Source organism: Thalassobacillus sp. C254, from assembly GCF_001310615.1.
Genome location: NZ_BAXQ01000006.1, coordinates 117,675 through 135,481, shown reverse-complemented (window position 1 = coordinate 135,481; position 17,807 = coordinate 117,675). Strand labels below are relative to the sequence as shown.

The following is a 17,807-nucleotide window of genomic DNA, read 5'->3' as shown; positions in this document are numbered from 1 at the left end:
CACCCCCGTCAGTCATCTTAATAAAATTGTATTCCTAATTAGAGAGTATTCTTACATACATCCCTCCTGTGGCTTTCTCATAAGCTACATTGCCCATTATCCTTACTCTTTCTGATAATTTTGACGCTCGTTTTAATTCTCCATTCCTATATACAGAAGGGTTAATCAGTCGAAGTTTGTTTCTTCGGTATAAATCGTAATACTCTCTATCTTCTTTTACTTGCACATTCGGATTGAGCTTTCTTAACAAACTAAGTAACTCCTTATCCTCTGATGATTTGATTTTATTTATTAACTCGTCATCTTGGCCAAGGAAGTCATTAGAGTTTAATACATTTTTTTCTAATGAAAGTTTCAGAGTCTTAGCTAAGATATCATATCCATAAATATTTAACGGGTCCATAAAGAAGTCAATTACTTCCTTGTAATACGTTTCAACAAACCATTCAGCTACATCAATGCTTTGAAGATACATTTTCCCTTCAATCACAATCAAATCTTTCAAAAAATCATGTACCTCTTCTAGTGATACGTTTCCATATTTATACATGTCACGAAGAGTATAATCTACCCTATCCGCACATAATTCAGGTGCGGCCTGTTCTAACAATGTCCACTTTGAATCGTCAAACAGAATTTTTTCATAGTTGTAATCATATTTAGCTAAAATTACCGGTATATCGGAGTTTTTAACAACATCTTTATATATTTCTCATGATAGTCTTCTTCTTTATTTTCAAAGACAAAATCAATGACATGAGAAAAAGCTGTATGGGAAACATCATGCAATAACCCTGCAATCTGCTCTTCTAATGAACCACCAAGTTTTCTAATTAACAACATGACACCTATTGAGTGGTCAAGGCGTGTTTCATTCCATTTCTGATTCACCAAGTAACTTGCTCCACCTTGATGAATTCCCTTCAACCTTTGAACTGGATCACTAAAAATTAATTCTTCTAATACTTTCTCTACTTCAAATTCACCGTAAATGTCATCATATATAATCAATAATTCCCCCCCCTTAAACTTATTGTCACAAAGCAATCTCCAACTGTTATGTTTGTTAGTTTGCCTAGTAAATTTGTAAGACCTTATCAAACTTTATTATACAAAAGCATAACAAAGCACCAGATAAAATCCTATCTGGTGCTTTTTCATTATGGGATTCTGATATCTAGACCGTGGATGTCTCCACCATCTATAGGAATTTGTTTAACTTTTTTAAGAGAGTTGGTGTTAATAATGGAGAGACCCGGCCTGTCTCCTGCCAACGTATGGGTTCCGGTTCCAGGTTCAGGTCCTCTTGTTGTTACATAAGCCCATTGCCCATTAGGTGAGAAACGAAGTAGGTCTGGAGCGTCGCCAACGTAGTCTACTTGGTCGATAATCTCATTGTTTTCAATGTCGACAATGCTAGCGTTGTTTGATTGCCTGTTGACCATCCAAAGGTTCTCATTGTTTGGGTGAATGTCGATACCATGAGCGTCATATCCTTGACTGTTATGTGTTTCTAATAATTTGTGAGATTGAGTGTCAAATACATAATACTCACCTAATTCTGAACTACCAGCGTTTGCATACATATATTTATTATCGGGAGACAAAATCAAACCGCATCCGTGAGGAGCGACTTCATCTTTTGTAAAGTATGTTTTTAAATTTAAAGTCTCTGTCTCAAATACTAATAAGCCCCCTCCAGCAACAGTAGTATAAAAATACTTGTCATCTGCCGTAAAATATAGGCATACAGGTTCAGATTTTCAAACCCTTCATTATCTTGTAATTCTTCGTAGTCTTTTAAATCGACCGTTTTTTCTTTAGAGAATTCTTCTTCTTCCCTGTTGGCATTAATAACTGAAATACTTCCGTTAGGTGTGTTTGCTACAACAACTTTGTCTCCTTTATTAGTAGGGTAAGCTGCGTGCGCTCCAGGTCTTGTTTCGATAGTATCGATGATCTTTCTATCTTCTCCTCGTATAACAGAAACGTCTCCAGAACCCATATTAGCGACATAAGCGTATTCGCCTTCGTTATCAAATACGAGCATATGCGGAGTGTCACCAACACCATCTTCTCGTGTTAGGGTTTCTTCGGTTTTATGAGTAGTACCGTTGATGATGTGAATCTCATTTCTGTGTTTGTGTTGGTCAGTTACCCAAACTTCATGAGAAATGTGCCCGTTTGAATTTTTGCCTTTTCCGTTTTCATGTCCATTGCTATTTCCGTTAGAAAAAGCTGCTACTAGTGCTAGGACAACCTAGTAAGATTAGTGCAATAAAGACTTTGTAGAACTTCAAGTAAACCACTCCTTCATAATTTTGTTTTTCGCACATGGGTAATTATACCAATTGCTATTGTCCTTAATAACAGTTTCGATAATAAAAGACAAAACGAGACCAAAGTTATTTATGAGGAAAATTGATTGAAAAGCAAAGCATTGATAAAAAATGACAGAAAACCAAGCCTACGCTCAGGTCTCTGTCATTAAAAAGGAGTTAAATGAAGGTTTTTTATAATCTTTCTAAGGTTGAGGAGATGTACTTCTCCTCTATTATTTTTTTCGAACTAAGTGTGAAACGCACTCCACATGTGTTGTCTGTGGGAACATATCGACGGGCTGTACTTCTTTGGTTTCAAATCCGCCCTCTTCTAATATCTTCAAATCTCTTGCCAGCGTTGCCGGGTTACATGACACATATACCACTCTTTCCGGCTTCATCTTTACAATCGTTTCTAACAGCTTTTCATCGCAGCCTTTCCGCGGCGGGTCTACCACAATCACGTCTGGTGTGATGCCTTGAGCTGTATGCCACCAGGGGATCACTTCCTCTGCTTCTCCGACAGCAAAATCTACATTATCCATGTGATTCAGCTTCGCGTTTCGTTTTGCATCGGAAATGGCCTCGGGCACTATTTCTACTCCGTAGACGTGCTTTGCTTTCTGGGCGAGGAATAAGGAAATGGTTCCGATGCCGCAGTATGCATCAATAACTGTTTCTCTTCCAGTCAAATTTCCATATTCCAGGGCTTTGTCGTAAAGGACCTTTGTTTGCTTCGGGTTCACCTGGTAAAAGGAGCGGGCCGATATGGCAAACTTAATCTCACCGATCGTGTCATATATATATTCTTCGCCCCAGAGCACTTTTGTCTGTTCTCCAAAGATAACATTTGTCCGTTTGGGATTAATGTTTTGTACGATGGATTTCACATTAGGCAAAGCCTGACGGATTTCTTCTATTATATTCTTTTTGTTAGGCAGCTCAGTTCCTTTGGTGACAAGTACTACCATCAATTGACCTGTATTTAGAGCATGGCGGGCAACAATATGGCGGAGTGTTCCTTTATGAATTTTTTCATCATACGCTTTAATACCATATTGATCAGCGATCTCTTTTACCCTTGATACCGCTTCATCATTCGCCTCATCCTGAATGACACAGCGTTCCATATTAATAATCTGGTGGCTTCGCTGCTGGTAAAAGCCCGCCACAAGCCCCCCTTCCTCCATTCCTACCGGAACTTGAGCCTTGTTGCGGTAGCGCCAGGGATCCTCCATACCTAACGTAGGATGGACAGTCACATTTTCCAGCCCTCCGATCCTTTGCAGGACATTTTTCACTTGGTTCTGCTTATAATCAAGCTGTCCTTCATAGGAAAGGTGCTGAAGCTGGCATCCCCCGCACTGCTTATAAATCGGACAGGGTGGTTCAACCCTGTATTCACTTTCTTTCGTATGCTCCAGCAGTTTTCCAAATCCATATCCTTTCTTGGTCTTCACCACTTTCACCTTCGCCTGTTCACCCGGAAGAGCATTGGGAACAAACAAGGCATACCCGTCAACCTTTGCGACTCCTGCCCCTTCATGAGTTAAATCTTCGAAGGTAACATCAATAATTTCGTTTTTTTGGACAGGGGCGTTTCCCTGCTTATTTTGTTTACTCATCTATATCGTTCATCCTTTATGGCTGTTGTGTAAGCTATCGTGATTGTACCACATTCTGCCTGATTTCTTATATTATCTCCTCTGAAGACAGTTGTACACAAAAAGCTTCCAAAATCCTTCCCAAACAAAAACCTGACCGGTTCTCCGGCCAGGTTTTCTCATTTATTTAAAAGCCTGTGCTGCTTGAATAGCTTTTTTCCATCCACCGTACAATTTCTCTCGTTCCTCTTCTGCGATTTCAGGTTCAAAATACTTTTCCACTTTCCACTGCTTGCTGATTTCTTCTTTGTCCTTCCAAAAGCCTACAGCCAGCCCTGCCAAGTATGCTGCTCCTAAGGCAGTGGTTTCCTTCACATTTGGCCTTTCCACTCTTGCGCCTAAGATATCACTTTGAAATTGCATCAGGAAGTTATTAGCAACCGCTCCCCCATCCACGCGCAGGGACTTAAGCTCTGTATCTGCATCTGCTTCCATTGCCTGGAGTACATCCTTTGTCTGATAGGCAAGAGATTCAAGAGTAGCTCTCACAAAATGCTCTTTTTCTGTTCCTCTTGTCAACCCAAATACGGCCCCTCGAACATCTGAATCCCAGTAAGGAGTTCCCAGACCAACGAAAGCAGGCACTACGTAAACTCCGTCAGTAGAAGAGACTCTTTCAGCATACTTCTCACTGTCAGAGGCATTCTTTAGCATACGCAGACCGTCGCGAAGCCACTGAATGGCAGATCCCGCAACAAATATACTTCCTTCCAGTGCGTAGTTTACTTTGCCATCAATCCCCCAGGCAAGAGTAGTAAGTAACCCATGCTCGGAGGCTACTGCTTTTTCTCCTGTATTCATAAGCATAAAGCAGCCTGTTCCGTACGTGTTTTTTGCCATGCCTTCTTCAAAGCAAGCCTGGCCGAACAGTGCGGCCTGTTGGTCTCCTGCTGCTCCAGCCACTGGCACTCTTTCACCAAAAAAGTGATAGCTTACGGTTTCCCCATATACTTCTGAAGATGGCTTCACTTCAGGGAGCATTGCTTTTGGGACATCCAAAATTTCTAAAAGATCATCATCCCATTTCAGCTCGTGGATATTAAACATGAGAGTCCGTGAAGCGTTGGAGTAATCAGTAACATGGGCCTCACCGCCAGTCAGCTTCCAAATTAGCCACGTATCAATTGTCCCAAAGAGAAGCTCTCCTTTTTCTGCTCTTTCTCTTGCCCCGTCCACATGGTCTAGAATCCATTTTACCTTCGTTCCGGAAAAATAGGCATCTATTAAAAGGCCTGTTTTATCTCTGAAGGTTTGATCAAGCCCTTGGTTTGAGAGTTCTTCACATATTTCTCTCGTTTGCCTGGACTGCCAGACAATAGCATTATAGATTGGTCTTCCGGTCTCTTTTTCCCAGATGACTGTCGTCTCTCTTTGATTTGTAATACCTATGCTGGCTATTTCCTTAGGGGAAATACTAGCTTGGGCCAGCGCCCCGGCAATCACTGAAAGAATGGAACTCCATATCTCGTTGGCATCATGCTCCACCCATCCTGGCTTTGGAAAAAGCTGTGTAAATTCTTTTTGGCTGACAGAAATGATTTCTCCTTCTTTATCAAATAGAATGGCCCGCGAGCTTGTCGTTCCTTGATCAAGTGATAGAATATATTTTTTCTCCATTGTTAAGCCTCCCTACCCTTATGCATCTACTTTTCTACGATGGATAACATCTTCTTTAAATTCTTCGCTGATATTCTTTCTTCTTTCTAATACTATGGTAAGTCCTTGTACCACGGCAAAGAAAATGATAAACAGCCAAAGGGCTGAGTAAATGACTCCTTCAAAAGCTGCACTGTAAAAAAGGCTCCAAGTCCTCCGCCAATTACTGGTCCCGCTATGGGAATCCATGCATATGCCCAGTCTGAGGAGCCTTTGTTTGCGATCGGCCAAAAGAAATGAGCAAGACGGGTCCAAGATCTCTTGCCGGATTAATCGCATATCCGGTAGTCCCCCCTAATGATAAACCAATAGCTATAATTAAAGCGCCTACAATTAAAGGATTTAAGCCTTCTGTGAATTCATTTGCCCCAATAAACAGCAGGCCAAGAACCAGTACGAACGTTCCAAGTACTTCACTGAAGAAGTTGGAAGGTGAATGCCGGATAGCAGGTGAGGTAGCAAATACGCCAAGCTTTGCCCCTTCATCCTCTGTTTTCTTAAAATGAGGATAGTATTGAAGCCAAATGAGTGAAGCACCAATAAATGCTCCGATAACTTGTGCAGTGACATAGCCTGGTACCTCACTCCAGGGGAAATCTCCGATCAACGCAAATCCTATCGTTACTGCTGGATTAAGATGGGCATCGCTTATTCTCCCAACAGCATACACACCCATCGTCACTCCAAGCCCCCAGGCCACAGTGATGACGATCCAGCCGGAATTCTCTGCCTTTGTGCCTCTTAATACAACTCCTGCTACGACCCCTGCTCCAAACAGTATTAAGATCATCGTTCCTAGTAATTCTCCTATGAACGGACTCATGCCGAGGACCACCCCTTACCTTTCATATTCTGGCTAAAACAAAAAGAGACCAGCAAAATCGCTTATACCAAGGAACATACTTTCCCTCGTATAAACGCATTTGTTGGTCTCCATGTCTCCGCCAGATTGATTAACTTACATACTAGTAAATCATAGGCTGAAAGCGGTGTCAATTCATTTTTCTACTTTTGTCTTCCCTATTAAGCTTTTATTCTTTTTGTAAAAAAATACAAATTTTAACCAGATTATAGAGTTATTATTTGTATTTTCTGAAAAAATGATAAAATGAAAGCGATCTCAAAACAGGGGGAGGAAAAGAACCGGAACAGTTAATCAGTAAAGAAATCGAATTGTTCTGCTTTATCAAGGTACTGCATATGTCTAGGTAGATACTTACAGTCTATGAAAACTATTTATCTACCAGGGAGGATGATTTGCATGCGCTATGATCAGCCGAATACTCCAAACTCACTTGTCCAATTCAGAGACCGCTATGACAATTACATTGGCGGGGAATGGAAGCCCCCTGTAAACAATCAGTATTTTGAAAATGTAACCCCGATTACCGGAGAGGTCTTTTGCGAGCTGGCAAGATCCTCTTCAGAAGATGTAAACCTTGCTCTTGATGCAGCCCATGAGGCGAAGGACAGCTGGGGCAAAACACCGCCCGCAGAAAGAGCAAATATACTTAACAAAATAGCAGATAGAATGGAAGAAAACCTGGAAATGCTCGCTGTTGCAGAAACCTGGGAAAACGGCAAAGCGGTCAGGGAAACTTTAAATGCAGACATCCCTCTTGCGGTTGATCACTTCAGATATTTTGCCGGGGTTATTCGCAGTGAAGAAGGATCTCTCAGCCAAATTGATGACGATACCGTGGCCTACCACTTTAACGAGCCTCTTGGCGTAGTCGGGCAGATTATTCCATGGAACTTCCCGCTCTTGATGGCAACATGGAAAATTGCTCCTGCCCTTGCTGCCGGCAACACTATCGTCCTTAAACCTGCCGAACAGACTCCTTCTAGTATTTTTGTTCTGCTTGAATTAATAGAAGATCTCCTGCCGCCAGGTGTGTTAAATATTGTAAGCGGTTTTGGAGTAGAAGCTGGCAAGCCCCTTGCTTCCAGTGATAGAGTAGCCAAAGTTGCCTTTACCGGGGAAACAACAACAGGAAGACTCATCATGCAGTATGCTTCTCAAAATATCATTCCAGTCACATTGGAGCTGGGCGGAAAGTCTCCTAACATTTTCTTTGAAGATGTAATGGAGAAAGACGACAAGTTTCTAAACAAAGCCATTGAAGGATTTGTCATGTTTGCTTTAAACCAGGGGGAAGTCTGCACCTGCCCGTCTCGTGCTTTAATACAAGAATCCATTTATGATCAGTTTATGGACCGGGCCTTAAAGCGAGTCAATGAAATTAAAATTGGTGATCCTCTTGATACAGATACAATGATGGGAGCCCAGGCTTCTCAGGAGCAGCTAGAAAAAATCCTTTCCTATCTTGATATTGGAAAACAAGAAGGAGCAGAAGTTCTCACCGGAGGCTCGAGAAACACACTTGAAGGAAACCTGGCCAATGGTTATTATGTCCAGCCTACTGTGTTTAAAGGAAGAAACGATATGCGTATTTTCCAGGAAGAAATTTTCGGCCCCGTCGTTTCGGTCACAACTTTTAAAGACAAAGAAGAAGCCCTTTCAATTGCCAATGATACTCTTTACGGATTAGGGGCTGGTGTGTGGTCCAGAAACATTAATACCGCTTACCGCTTTGGCCGTGACATCCAGGCTGGGCGTGTCTGGACAAACTGCTATCATGCATACCCGGCTCACGCTGCTTTTGGCGGGTACAAAAAATCAGGAATTGGAAGAGAAAATCATAAGATGATGCTTAGTCATTATCAGCAGACGAAAAATCTTCTCGTAAGCTACAGCGAAGATGCCTTAGGTTTCTTTTAAGATAAAAAACACCCCCGGCAGCATGAGCAGCCGGGGGTCTTTGAAAGGATGAGAGGTGTGGTTGAAAAAGTAACTGCTACTAATGCAGCACTTGAGCTGATCGAAAAGTTAAAAGCAGTCCATGGGCCTTTGATGTTTCACCAGTCAGGCGGATGTTGTGATGGCAGTTCTCCCATGTGCTTTCCAGAAGGGGATTTTCAGGTAGGCGACAGTGATGTTCTTTTAGGGGAGATCGGTCGTTCCCCCTTTTATATATCGAAGGATCAATATGAATACTGGAAACACACACAGTTAATCATTGACGTGGTTGATGGACGCGGGGGAATGTTTTCCCTTGAAGGACCAGAAGGAAAACGTTTCTTTACAAGATCCCGGGTTTTTACTCCAGAAGAACGTGAAGAACTGGGCCAGACCAGATAAATACTAAAGCCGCTCCTTTTTTCAGGGAGCGGCTTTTATATGAATAACAGGCCTAGGGCTATAACAATGGTGACTGTTGCCCCCCAGACTACTCCTGCCACTACGGGCGGATTTTGCTTTTGAACAGATTCATTGCTTTCTTTGGTTGCATTTGCCTGTACACTCTCATCAATGGTCACATCCTGTTGCCTGCTCCTTCTGGCGTTTTTTGACAAGGGAAGGGCTGCTATTAACAGGATCACCCCTGCCCAGATCCCCCACATTCCTATCATTTCACCATCTATACCAGAAGTGATCAGCAGTGAAAGGACAATAAGCACCGTATAAGCAAGAAGGGTGACGACGACGCTTATTTTTATTTTTTCGGCCATTGTTCCCCTCCTTAGAAAGAGTATGATGTATTGATCTTTTTTCCCGTTTTAAAGAAAGTTCCTACATTTTTCATTGATTTTTTTCCTTAAGAATTATATTCTTTAATAATGAGATGTTAGTTTTTGTCCACGGACTTTATCTGAAACTTAGTAAGAGAGGGGCTGTTGGGAATGCACTGGATGGTAATTTTCACAAGCATAGTTTCCATTGCTGTTGGAATTTGGTCTTTATTTCTCGTTAAAGCTGGAAACTAATAAAGTAACGGCGCTAGCTTCATACTTATTTCTGCATGTTAAGTCCGCAGAACAAAAAAGGTAAGCCTGAACAGGTTTACCTTTTTATTTTGTCTCCGACTTATTTTTCGGACAAAGCATCTCAAAATGCTGATGAAGATTAACAAATTCAGCTGGGAGCATTCCCCCAAATTCACCGTCCAAATTTAATTGCATGTCCCCTTCAACATAAACCTTTATTCGATTTGCCTGGACATACACAATTTTGTCATGATGAATATGTTCACCGTTAAGCGCTTGTCCCCCAAGACGTACAAATTCAGGCAGATTCATTTTTTTAACGATAATCAGGTCAAACATACCATCATTATAGGAAGCCTGTGGACAAAGCTTCTCGAAACCTCCTACAGAATTCGTATTACAAATAAGAAACATCATAATTTCATCCTCAAAGAGCTTTCCATCATATTCAATTCTTACATGCTGAGGATTAAGTGACCTTAGCTTTTCAAAGCCTTTGACATAATAAGCAAGCTGCCCCATCATCGTCTTTAGTTTACTAGGTGTATCATAGGTTAGTTCAGTTAACTTGCCAGCAGCAGCAATGTTTACAAAATATTGATTGCCAACCTTTCCTATATCCACGGGTTTTGTGTAATCATCGCACAGAACATCGCACGTTTTTTCAATATCATTCCCATGAATGCCAAGGGCGCGGGCCAAATCATTTGTCGTGCCGGCAGGAATCAGACCGAGCTTGGGACGATAAGGCAATTCAGCCAGCCCGTTGACAACTTCAAATATCGTTCCGTCCCCACCGGCAGCAATAACGACATCATACCCTTTTTCTCCCGCTTTTCTGGCTGCCTCTTTGGCACATCCTTCTCTTTTCGTCATATGAGCTGATGCTTCGAAACCTGCTGTTTCCAGGCGGTCAAGTATATATGCTAATTGCTTTTTTGTTTGTTCCCGTCCTGCTGTCGGATTATAAATGACTCTGGCTGTTTTCATAGGCGTGCGCACTCCTGTTTTCTCAAATATAGAGTTATCCTCAATAGCATGTCTTTCCTGGGCCACAGAAGAACTCTGAGCTTTTCTGCATGCTTTTTCTGTCAGTATTGCATATCTATAATTAACTTACGCAAATGTACACTTTTGACATCCAGCTCTTACTTTCTACCCTATAACTATATCATTTAATCTTTTCTAAACTCTACTTTTTACTTCCACTTTGCCTAAGAGGTTCTCTCCTTAAAAAACAACAGTGTGTCCGCTTATAAATGTCATATCCGTCTCTTTAAGAAAGAAAACACCTCACAGCAAAATTAAAACCGTTTCAAGTTGTTTTCTTGTTAATCCCTCATGAGAGAAACATTCTGTTCAATCCTGCCCTTTTGTCTCTTTATATTATATTCTCTGTTTCACTCTCCATAACTTGTTTTCAAAAATGATAACTATCATGAACTAAGGATCCAAAGGAAATTAAATCCCTATTAAAAAATATTCGTATGGCCCACGAGAGAATAATAAAAAATCCCCGCCTTGTAGAAAGGCAGGGATGAAAATGCTATCTTTGGTCAATTCCTTCTTTTATAAGCTTGTTAACCATTTGAGGGTTTGCTTTACCCTTGGTCTGCTTCATTGTCTGTCCAACAAGGAATCCAAAAGCTTTATCTTTTCCATTTTTAAAGTCTTCAATAGATTGCTGGTTATTATCGAGAATTTCGTCTACAATCTTTTTCAACTCTCCTTCGTCGGAGATTTGAACAAGACCTTTCTCTTTTACGATCTCCTCTGGGTCTCCGCCCTTTTCAACCAGGTCAGCAAATACCTTTTTCGCAATCTTGCTTGAAATTGTCCCCTTTTCAATAAGAGCGATTAACTTCGATAATGACTCTGGAGTAAGAGCTAATTCCTCAAGGTCTTTACCGTTTGCGTTCATGTACGCATTTACTTCGCCCATCAGCCAGTTAGCTGCCTGCTTGGCGTCTCCGCCCTTTTCAACCGTCTCTTCAAAGTAATCAGACATTGCCTTTGATTGAGTGATTACACCGGCATCATACGCTGAGAGTCCTAACTCATTAATATAACGGGTTTTTCTTTCATCAGGAAGTTCAGGAATGGTTTCTTTGATTTTTTCCTTCCACTCATGATCAATGTGAAGAGCTACCAAGTCTGGTTCCGGGAAGTAACGGTAATCATCAGAGCCTTCCTTCACACGCATGAGGATTGTTTCTTTCTTTGCATCGTCCCAGCGGCGTGTTTCTTGTAGAATTTCTCCACCGGAAAGAAGCTCCTGCTCCTGCCGTTTTTCTTCAAAAGCCAGTCCCTTTTGTACATTTGCAAAAGAGTTAAGGTTTTTCAGCTCTGTTTTTGTTCCAAACTCCACTTGTCCTGCAGGACGCAACGAAATGTTAGCGTCACAGCGAAGGGAGCCTTCTTCCATCTTACAATCGGAAACCTCTGTATACTGAAGAATAGCTTTTAACTTTTCAAGATAAGCGTAGGCTTCTTCAGGTGTCTCAATATCCGGCTCAGAAACGATTTCAACGAGTGGTGTTCCTACTCGGTTAAAGTCCACCAAGGAATGCTCACCGTATTCATCATGAGTCAGCTTTCCCGCATCTTCCTCCAAATGGAGACGGGTAATACCGATTCTCTTCTTTTTGCCCTCTACTTCAATTTCAATCCAGCCATTCTCACCAACAGGCTTATCGAATTGGGAAATTTGATAGGCTTTTGGGCTGTCTGGATAGAAATAGTTTTTCCGGTCAAACTTTGTATTTTCAGCAATATCACAATTTAAGGCCATGGCTGCTTTTACTGCATATTCAACCGCCCGTTCATTTAATACAGGAAGCACACCAGGATGTCCTAGGCATACCGGACAGGTATGGGTGTTTGGAGGTGCTCCGAATTCAGTTGAACATCCGCAGAAAATCTTGGAATTTGTCTTTAATTCTGAATGCACTTCGAGTCCAATGACTGTTTCAAATTTCATTTCCTTATCCCCCTTACAATTCCGGCTTTTCTTTATAGTATTCTGTAGCTTGTTCATAGGCATGAGCCATTCGGTAGACTTCTCCTTCTTCGAACGGCTTACCGATGATTTGCAGTCCTACCGGCATTCCTTGAGAGAAGCCGCAAGGTACGGAAATGGCAGGGACACCAGCCAGATTAATTGGAATAGTCATCACGTCGTTAGCGTACATGGTAAGAGGATCATCCACCTGCTCGCCAATTTTAAATGCTGTTGTTGGCGAGGTCGGCCCTACGATCACATCAAAGTTTGAAGAACTTCTTCAAAATCTCTTTTGATAAGAGTACGGACCTTTTGTGCTTTCTTATAATAAGCATCGTAATAACCACTGCTTAATGCGAAGGTTCCAAGCATAATACGGCGCTTTACTTCATCGCCAAATCCCTCGTCACGAGAGCGCTGATACATTTCAAGTAAATCATTTGCATTATCTGATCTTACACCGTAGCGTACACCATCAAAGCGGGCAAGGTTGGCTGATGCTTCAGAAGAAGCCAGCAGGTAGTAGCAGGAAACCGCATATTTAGAGTGAGGAAGAGATACTTCTTCCCAGCTCGCACCTAGATCTTCTAGCACTTTTAATGCCTCTAGTACCCTGTCTTTAACACCTTGTTCTACACCTTCAGATAAATATTCTTTCGGCACGCCAATCCGCTTGCCTTTGATTTCACCAGTAATCATGCTGAGAAAATCTGGAACAGGAATATCTGCGGACGTGGAATCCATGTTAGAGTGACCAGCGATTTGCTGAAGAACAAGAGCATTGTCTTCTACTGTACGGGTAATGGGCCCGATTTGGTCAAGAGAGGAAGCAAATGCTACCAGTCCGTAACGAGATACTCGTCCGTATGTAGGCTTTAGCCCCACAACTCCACAATAAGCTGCCGGTTCCCTTATAGAACCACCTGTATCAGAACCAAGAGTAAAAGGAACTTCTCCAGCTGCTACAGCGGCTGCTGAGCCCCCGCTCGATCCTCCTGGCACATAATCGGTGTTCCAAGGATTACGGGTCACGAAAAAACCTGAATTTTCATTAGAAGACCCCATAGCAAATTCATCCATATTTAACTTTCCAATTTGAACAGAATTTGCCTTGTTTAACCCCTCAATCACTGTGGCGTCATGAACAGGCTCAAAGTTTGCGAGAATTTTACTTGCACAGGTGGTGCGAACACCTTTTGTCGTAATGTTATCTTTAATTCCAGCAGGTATCCCGAAAAGGCACCGTTTACTCCCTCTTTTTCCAAAGCTTCATCGAGATTCTTTGCGTGGCTGCGTGCTTCTTCTTCATTTAATGTGAGAAAGGCCTTAACTTTATCATCTACTTCATTGATGCGCTTAAATGAAGCATCAACCAGTTCTGAGACAGTAATTTCTTTGTTTTCGAGCCTTTTATGTATCGTAGAAAAACTCTCTTCTAAAATAGACACGGTGAGCTCCCTCCTTTATTCAAGAATAGACGGCACTTTAAATCGGCCATCCTCATGATCTGGTGCATTTTTGAGTACGTCTTCACGATCCAAAGACGGTCTTACTTCATCTTTTCTAAGAACATTGTGAAGATCTAAACATGGGTCGTTGGTTCTACGTTTGTTGTATCTACTTCATTTAACTGTTCTGCTGATCCAATTATATCGTCAAGATCTTTAGTGAACTTTTCTACTTCTTCTTCTGTCAAAGACATGCGCGCGAGATAAGCAACGTGTAAGACCTGCTCTTTCGTAATTCTGCTCACTGCCTGTCACCTCCGTTAAAATCGTCCTTTTTCACAATACATTGATGATACCAAATCCAACATGTACAAGCAACAAAAGGCAAGAAAGACAAACATTGAAGAAAGTTTCCCTGACATCTGCTTTCTTGCCGTGCTTTTAATGAATATGGATATATGGTTCCTCGTCGGGCTCTCTTACAATTAAGGCTTCCTCTTCTCCCGAAGCAGTCACACGAATCCGGACTTCAATTTCAGGAGAAAAATGCTGTTCCACCCGGTCAGTCACATGCTGGGTAAATGCTATTACTTCTGTTTTACTGTAAAAACGGATCGGAATCTCAATCTCCATTCTTTGCATCTGGTCATTTTGATAATAACCATTTCCAACTACACCCACATAGTTTTCAAAGAATCTGTTTATATCATTACTAAATTGATTAAACCTCTCCGCATCTGTTCTTTGCTCATTTTCAGCAGTTCCGGAAGGAAACAAATAATGAGCTTCGTTTAAGGTTTGCCATCCGCCTACGTCCTGGCCGGGATCAGCCACTGCTGTGGCTATAAACTCACCTGGCACAGAAGACTGACGAGGTGCTTCTCTAAAGAGTGCAAAAACGATTGGAACGTCTTCCAATCTTCCGTCTTCCCTGTCTTCACTTCTTAGGCGTTCCAGTACCTCCTGGGCAATCCTCTGGCCCTCTTCCAGACTAACCTCTTCATCGATTTCTTCATCAAACCAGGGACCGTAACTTCCATCATCGTGACGTTCTCTAAAATAATAGGCACTGTTTAAGGAAATTCCTATGGCCAGTCCGCCAATCTCCAAGTTGCCATTTTCATTTTCTGTTACATAATTATGTTCTAGAATATGAGACAAATAGCGAGGAGAATTTCTTTCTCTTTCTTCAAAAGAGCTTCCTTCTCCAAGGGGCGGGTTCAATCCAAGGAGATTCCCCTCGTCGTCTTCATCTTCCGGTTCTTCATAACGACGTAACCAGCTGTTCAAGTCACTTCTCGTAATAAACTGGCCTTCACTAAAGAAATAAGAAGAAGGATCAAATTGATCAGACGCCAGTTCCGTAAGGCCTACCTCCAGCCTTTCTAAGTCCATACGGTTGTAAACCACCGATGTGCTGAACCCTCTGGTCGCTCCATGTCGATACTGTCCGTCCTGTAAAATGCTTCTGTAATAACTGTCCAAACTTGGAATTTCCGGACTCACTTCAACAACCGTGTCTGCTCCATCTTCATCACTTTCTTCCACGTCTGCCGTTTCATCTGTTTCTAACCCGGGCAGGCAGCCTGAAAGTAAAATGAGGGCCGCAAAAGCAAAGCAACCCGCTTTCTTAACCATTATTCCCATCTCCTCATTCCCTGATCTCAATCTTATTTATTAGGCACCACTTATAAAGCTGGCTTCTTTTACAGGTAAAACAGCCATGATTTGGATGTCTTGTTTTATCATAGGCTTTTCCATCCAAGCGCTCAAGAGAAAAATAAATCAATTCTCGAAAAGAAGGAGAAGGAACCTTCTCCTTCTCCTTTCCCTTATTACTCCACTCCACCTGTTTCCTCGATAAAACGGTTTTCATCCCACACTTCAACTTCCAGTTTTTTGCCTTTTCCAGCTTTGAACCAGCATCTTCACCTGCTACTAATAGGTCTGTGCTCTTGCTTACACTTCCTGTGACTTTACCGCCTAAGGCTTCTATTTTCTCTTTTGCTTCATTTCTGGTCAGGAGAGAAAGCTTTCCGGTTAACACAACCGTTTTTCCGTTAAAAACAGAATCCGCTTGTGATTCTTTGTCGGCTTTTGGTCCCGTATAAGTCATGTTAACTCCCAGGCTTTTTAGTTCTGTTAACAGTTCTTCTACTTCCGGTTGGTCAAAGAAGCTCACAATAGAGTCTGCCATTTTGTCACCAATTTCATATACAGCAAACAAATCCTCGTAAGTGGCTTTCTGGAGATTTTCCATCGTTTCAAATTCCTGAGCCAATGTCTTAGCTGCTTTGGAGCCGACAAAACGGATTCCCAGACCGAATAGGAGCTTTTCCAAGGAATTTGTCTTAGAGTTTTCAATGGCATTCAGAAGGTTTTCTACTGATTTCTCACCCATTCGTTCTAATTTTAATAACTCTTCCCGCTCCAGCTTGTATAAATCTGCTACATCGGTTACGAGTTCGTGAGCAAAGAGCTGAGAAATCACCTTTTCCCCCAAGCCGTCAATATTCATTGCATTTCTTGACACAAAGTGAATCAAGCCTTCACGAATTTGTGCAGGGCATTTGGGGTTAAGACAGCGCAGGGCTACTTCTTCTTCCAGCCTGACCAGCTCACTTTCGCAAGCCGGACACTCTTCCGGCATAGAAAAGTCTCTTTCCTCCCCTGTCCTAAGCTCCGTAAGCACTCTTACAACTTTAGGGATAATATCCCCTGCTTTTTGATCACCACTTGATCGCCTATTTTAAGGTCCTTATCCCGGATTAAATCCTCATTATGAAGTGTTGCCCTCTGTACGGTCGTTCCCGCCACTCTAACTGGTGCTAAATGAGCATTAGGTGTGACAACTCCAGTCCTTCCAACAGTCAGGTAATACCTTCAAGGGTAGTAACCACCTCTTCAGCCGGAAATTTATAAGCTATGGCCCAGCGCGGACTTTTCGCGGTAAAGCCAAGCTCCTGCTGCTGTTTTATGCTGTCTACCTTTATAACAATACCGTCAATTTCATAAGAAAGATCATCCCTGCGGTCAAGCCAACCGTTTACGTACTCAATAACTTCATCTATAGACTCACAAAATTCAGTTTCAGGATTCACCTTAAAACCTGCTTCTTTCATAAAAGACAACGCTTCATAATGAGAAGCCAGACCTATTCCTTTATCGTTGCCAATCGAGTACAGAAAGATATCAAGGTTACGTTTTGCTGCTACCTTTGGATCCAGCTGTCTGAGGGATCCAGCAGCAGCATTTCTTGGGTTCGCAAATAGAACTTCGCCATTTTCTTCTTTTGCTGCATTCAGTGCTTCAAACGATTGCTTTGGCATAAACACTTCTCCGCGAACTTCTATATCTGCGTCCTGCTTAATACGCAAAGGGATGGACTTAACGGTGCGCAGGTTGCTTGTAATATCCTCACCTGTTGTTCCGTCCCCTCGAGTAGCTCCACGGACAAAAACCCCATTTTCATAGGTTAAAGAGACTGCCAATCCATCTATTTTCAATTCACATATATAAGCTGGACTTTCTCCGATTCCCTGCCTTACTCTTCGGTCAAAATCTCGCAGCTCCTGTTCATTAAAGGCGTTAGCAAGGCTTAACATAGGAATTTCATGCTGGACTTTCTCAAAGTGAGATAAGGCTCTCCACCGACACGTACAGTCGGCGAATCATTCGTGATGAGATCCGGATTTTCCTCTTCAAGCTTCAATAGCTCCTGCATGAGCTGGTCATACTCCGCATCGGAAACAAGAGGCTGATCCAAAACATAATAATGATAGCCGTATTTATCCAGAAGCTCACGGAGTTTCTTCACCCGCTCTTCAATCTGCTTCTCATCCATGGCTTCCAATCCTTTCTGCTTTGTTTGTCACGATGATAATCAGGA

Annotated in this window: 10 protein-coding genes and 5 pseudogenes; 2 read left to right on the top strand and 13 right to left on the bottom strand. The window is 42.1% G+C overall.

What is annotated here, in order from left to right:
* Window positions 1–34: 34 nt before the first annotated feature.
* From JCM19033_RS08435 to JCM19033_RS08410, 6 genes and pseudogenes are all read right to left on the bottom strand, one after another.
* Window positions 35–1,011, bottom strand: a pseudogene (locus JCM19033_RS08435) (HD domain-containing protein).
* 149 nt (window positions 1,012–1,160) lie between these two features.
* Window positions 1,161–1,445, bottom strand: a complete 285-nt coding sequence (locus JCM19033_RS23340) for a YncE family protein (protein WP_157049801.1) — start codon at window positions 1,443–1,445, stop codon at window positions 1,161–1,163.
* Window positions 1,446–1,684: 239 nt separating this feature from the next.
* A complete protein-coding gene (locus JCM19033_RS08425) occupies window positions 1,685–2,050 on the bottom strand; it encodes a YncE family protein (protein WP_054635977.1) in 366 nt (121 codons plus the stop codon).
* Window positions 2,051–2,554: 504 nt separating this feature from the next.
* Entirely contained in the window at window positions 2,555–3,946 is a 1,392-nt protein-coding gene (gene rlmD / locus JCM19033_RS08420) for a 23S rRNA (uracil(1939)-C(5))-methyltransferase RlmD (protein WP_054635976.1), read from the bottom strand.
* A 162-nt stretch (window positions 3,947–4,108) separates the two neighbouring features.
* On the bottom strand, window positions 4,109–5,602 hold the full coding sequence (gene glpK / locus JCM19033_RS08415) for a glycerol kinase GlpK (RefSeq protein ID WP_054635975.1): 1,494 nt from the start codon (window positions 5,600–5,602) through the stop codon (window positions 4,109–4,111).
* Between the two features lie 18 nt (window positions 5,603–5,620).
* Window positions 5,621–6,464 (bottom strand): annotated as a pseudogene (locus JCM19033_RS08410) (MIP/aquaporin family protein).
* A gap of 438 nt (window positions 6,465–6,902) precedes the next feature.
* Here JCM19033_RS08410 and adh point away from each other — a divergent pair.
* Window positions 6,903–8,423, top strand: coding sequence for an aldehyde dehydrogenase (adh, locus tag JCM19033_RS08405; RefSeq protein ID WP_054635974.1), 1,521 nt, complete (start codon window positions 6,903–6,905; stop codon window positions 8,421–8,423).
* A 57-nt stretch (window positions 8,424–8,480) separates the two neighbouring features.
* Window positions 8,481–8,843 carry a DUF779 domain-containing protein gene (locus JCM19033_RS08400; protein WP_054636014.1) on the top strand — a complete coding sequence of 121 codons (363 nt, stop codon included), beginning with the start codon at window positions 8,481–8,483 and terminating at the stop codon, window positions 8,841–8,843.
* Between the two features lie 35 nt (window positions 8,844–8,878).
* On the opposite strand, the gene JCM19033_RS08395 is transcribed toward JCM19033_RS08400, so the two are convergent.
* The 7 genes and pseudogenes from JCM19033_RS08395 to ligA all read right to left on the bottom strand — a co-directional run bounded on the left by JCM19033_RS08395 (window position 8,879) and on the right by ligA (window position 17,762).
* Window positions 8,879–9,214, bottom strand: coding sequence for a hypothetical protein (locus JCM19033_RS08395; RefSeq protein ID WP_054635973.1), 336 nt, complete (start codon window positions 9,212–9,214; stop codon window positions 8,879–8,881).
* Between the two features lie 339 nt (window positions 9,215–9,553).
* Window positions 9,554–10,459, bottom strand: a complete 906-nt coding sequence (locus JCM19033_RS08390; RefSeq protein WP_054635972.1) for a diacylglycerol kinase — start codon at window positions 10,457–10,459, stop codon at window positions 9,554–9,556.
* A gap of 556 nt (window positions 10,460–11,015) precedes the next feature.
* Window positions 11,016–12,449, bottom strand: a complete 1,434-nt coding sequence (gatB, locus tag JCM19033_RS08385) for an Asp-tRNA(Asn)/Glu-tRNA(Gln) amidotransferase subunit GatB (RefSeq protein ID WP_054635971.1) — start codon at window positions 12,447–12,449, stop codon at window positions 11,016–11,018.
* Between the two features lie 13 nt (window positions 12,450–12,462).
* Window positions 12,463–13,918: pseudogene (gatA, locus tag JCM19033_RS25395) on the bottom strand (Asp-tRNA(Asn)/Glu-tRNA(Gln) amidotransferase subunit GatA).
* Between the two features lie 15 nt (window positions 13,919–13,933).
* Window positions 13,934–14,223 (bottom strand): annotated as a pseudogene (gatC, locus tag JCM19033_RS08375) (Asp-tRNA(Asn)/Glu-tRNA(Gln) amidotransferase subunit GatC).
* Window positions 14,224–14,359: 136 nt separating this feature from the next.
* Complete coding sequence (locus tag JCM19033_RS08370) at window positions 14,360–15,556, bottom strand: CamS family sex pheromone protein (RefSeq protein WP_054635970.1); 1,197 nt, start codon at window positions 15,554–15,556, stop codon at window positions 14,360–14,362.
* 197 nt (window positions 15,557–15,753) lie between these two features.
* Window positions 15,754–17,762, bottom strand: a pseudogene (gene ligA / locus JCM19033_RS08360) (NAD-dependent DNA ligase LigA).
* Window positions 17,763–17,807: the final 45 nt, after the last annotated feature.

Coding starts and splice junctions, on each gene's coding strand:
- JCM19033_RS23340 (WP_157049801.1), bottom strand. CDS start 1,445: ATGGTCAACAGGCAATCAAACAACGCTAGCATTGTCGACATTGAAAAC.
- JCM19033_RS08425 (WP_054635977.1), bottom strand. CDS start 2,050: ATGCTCGTATTTGATAACGAAGGCGAATACGCTTATGTCGCTAATATG.
- rlmD (WP_054635976.1), bottom strand. CDS start 3,946: ATGAGTAAACAAAATAAGCAGGGAAACGCCCCTGTCCAAAAAAACGAA.
- glpK (WP_054635975.1), bottom strand. CDS start 5,602: ATGGAGAAAAAATATATTCTATCACTTGATCAAGGAACGACAAGCTCG.
- adh (WP_054635974.1), top strand. CDS start 6,903: ATGCGCTATGATCAGCCGAATACTCCAAACTCACTTGTCCAATTCAGA.
- JCM19033_RS08395 (WP_054635973.1), bottom strand. CDS start 9,214: ATGGCCGAAAAAATAAAAATAAGCGTCGTCGTCACCCTTCTTGCTTAT.
- JCM19033_RS08390 (WP_054635972.1), bottom strand. CDS start 10,459: ATGAAAACAGCCAGAGTCATTTATAATCCGACAGCAGGACGGGAACAA.
- gatB (WP_054635971.1), bottom strand. CDS start 12,449: ATGAAATTTGAAACAGTCATTGGACTCGAAGTGCATTCAGAATTAAAG.
- JCM19033_RS08370 (WP_054635970.1), bottom strand. CDS start 15,556: ATGGTTAAGAAAGCGGGTTGCTTTGCTTTTGCGGCCCTCATTTTACTT.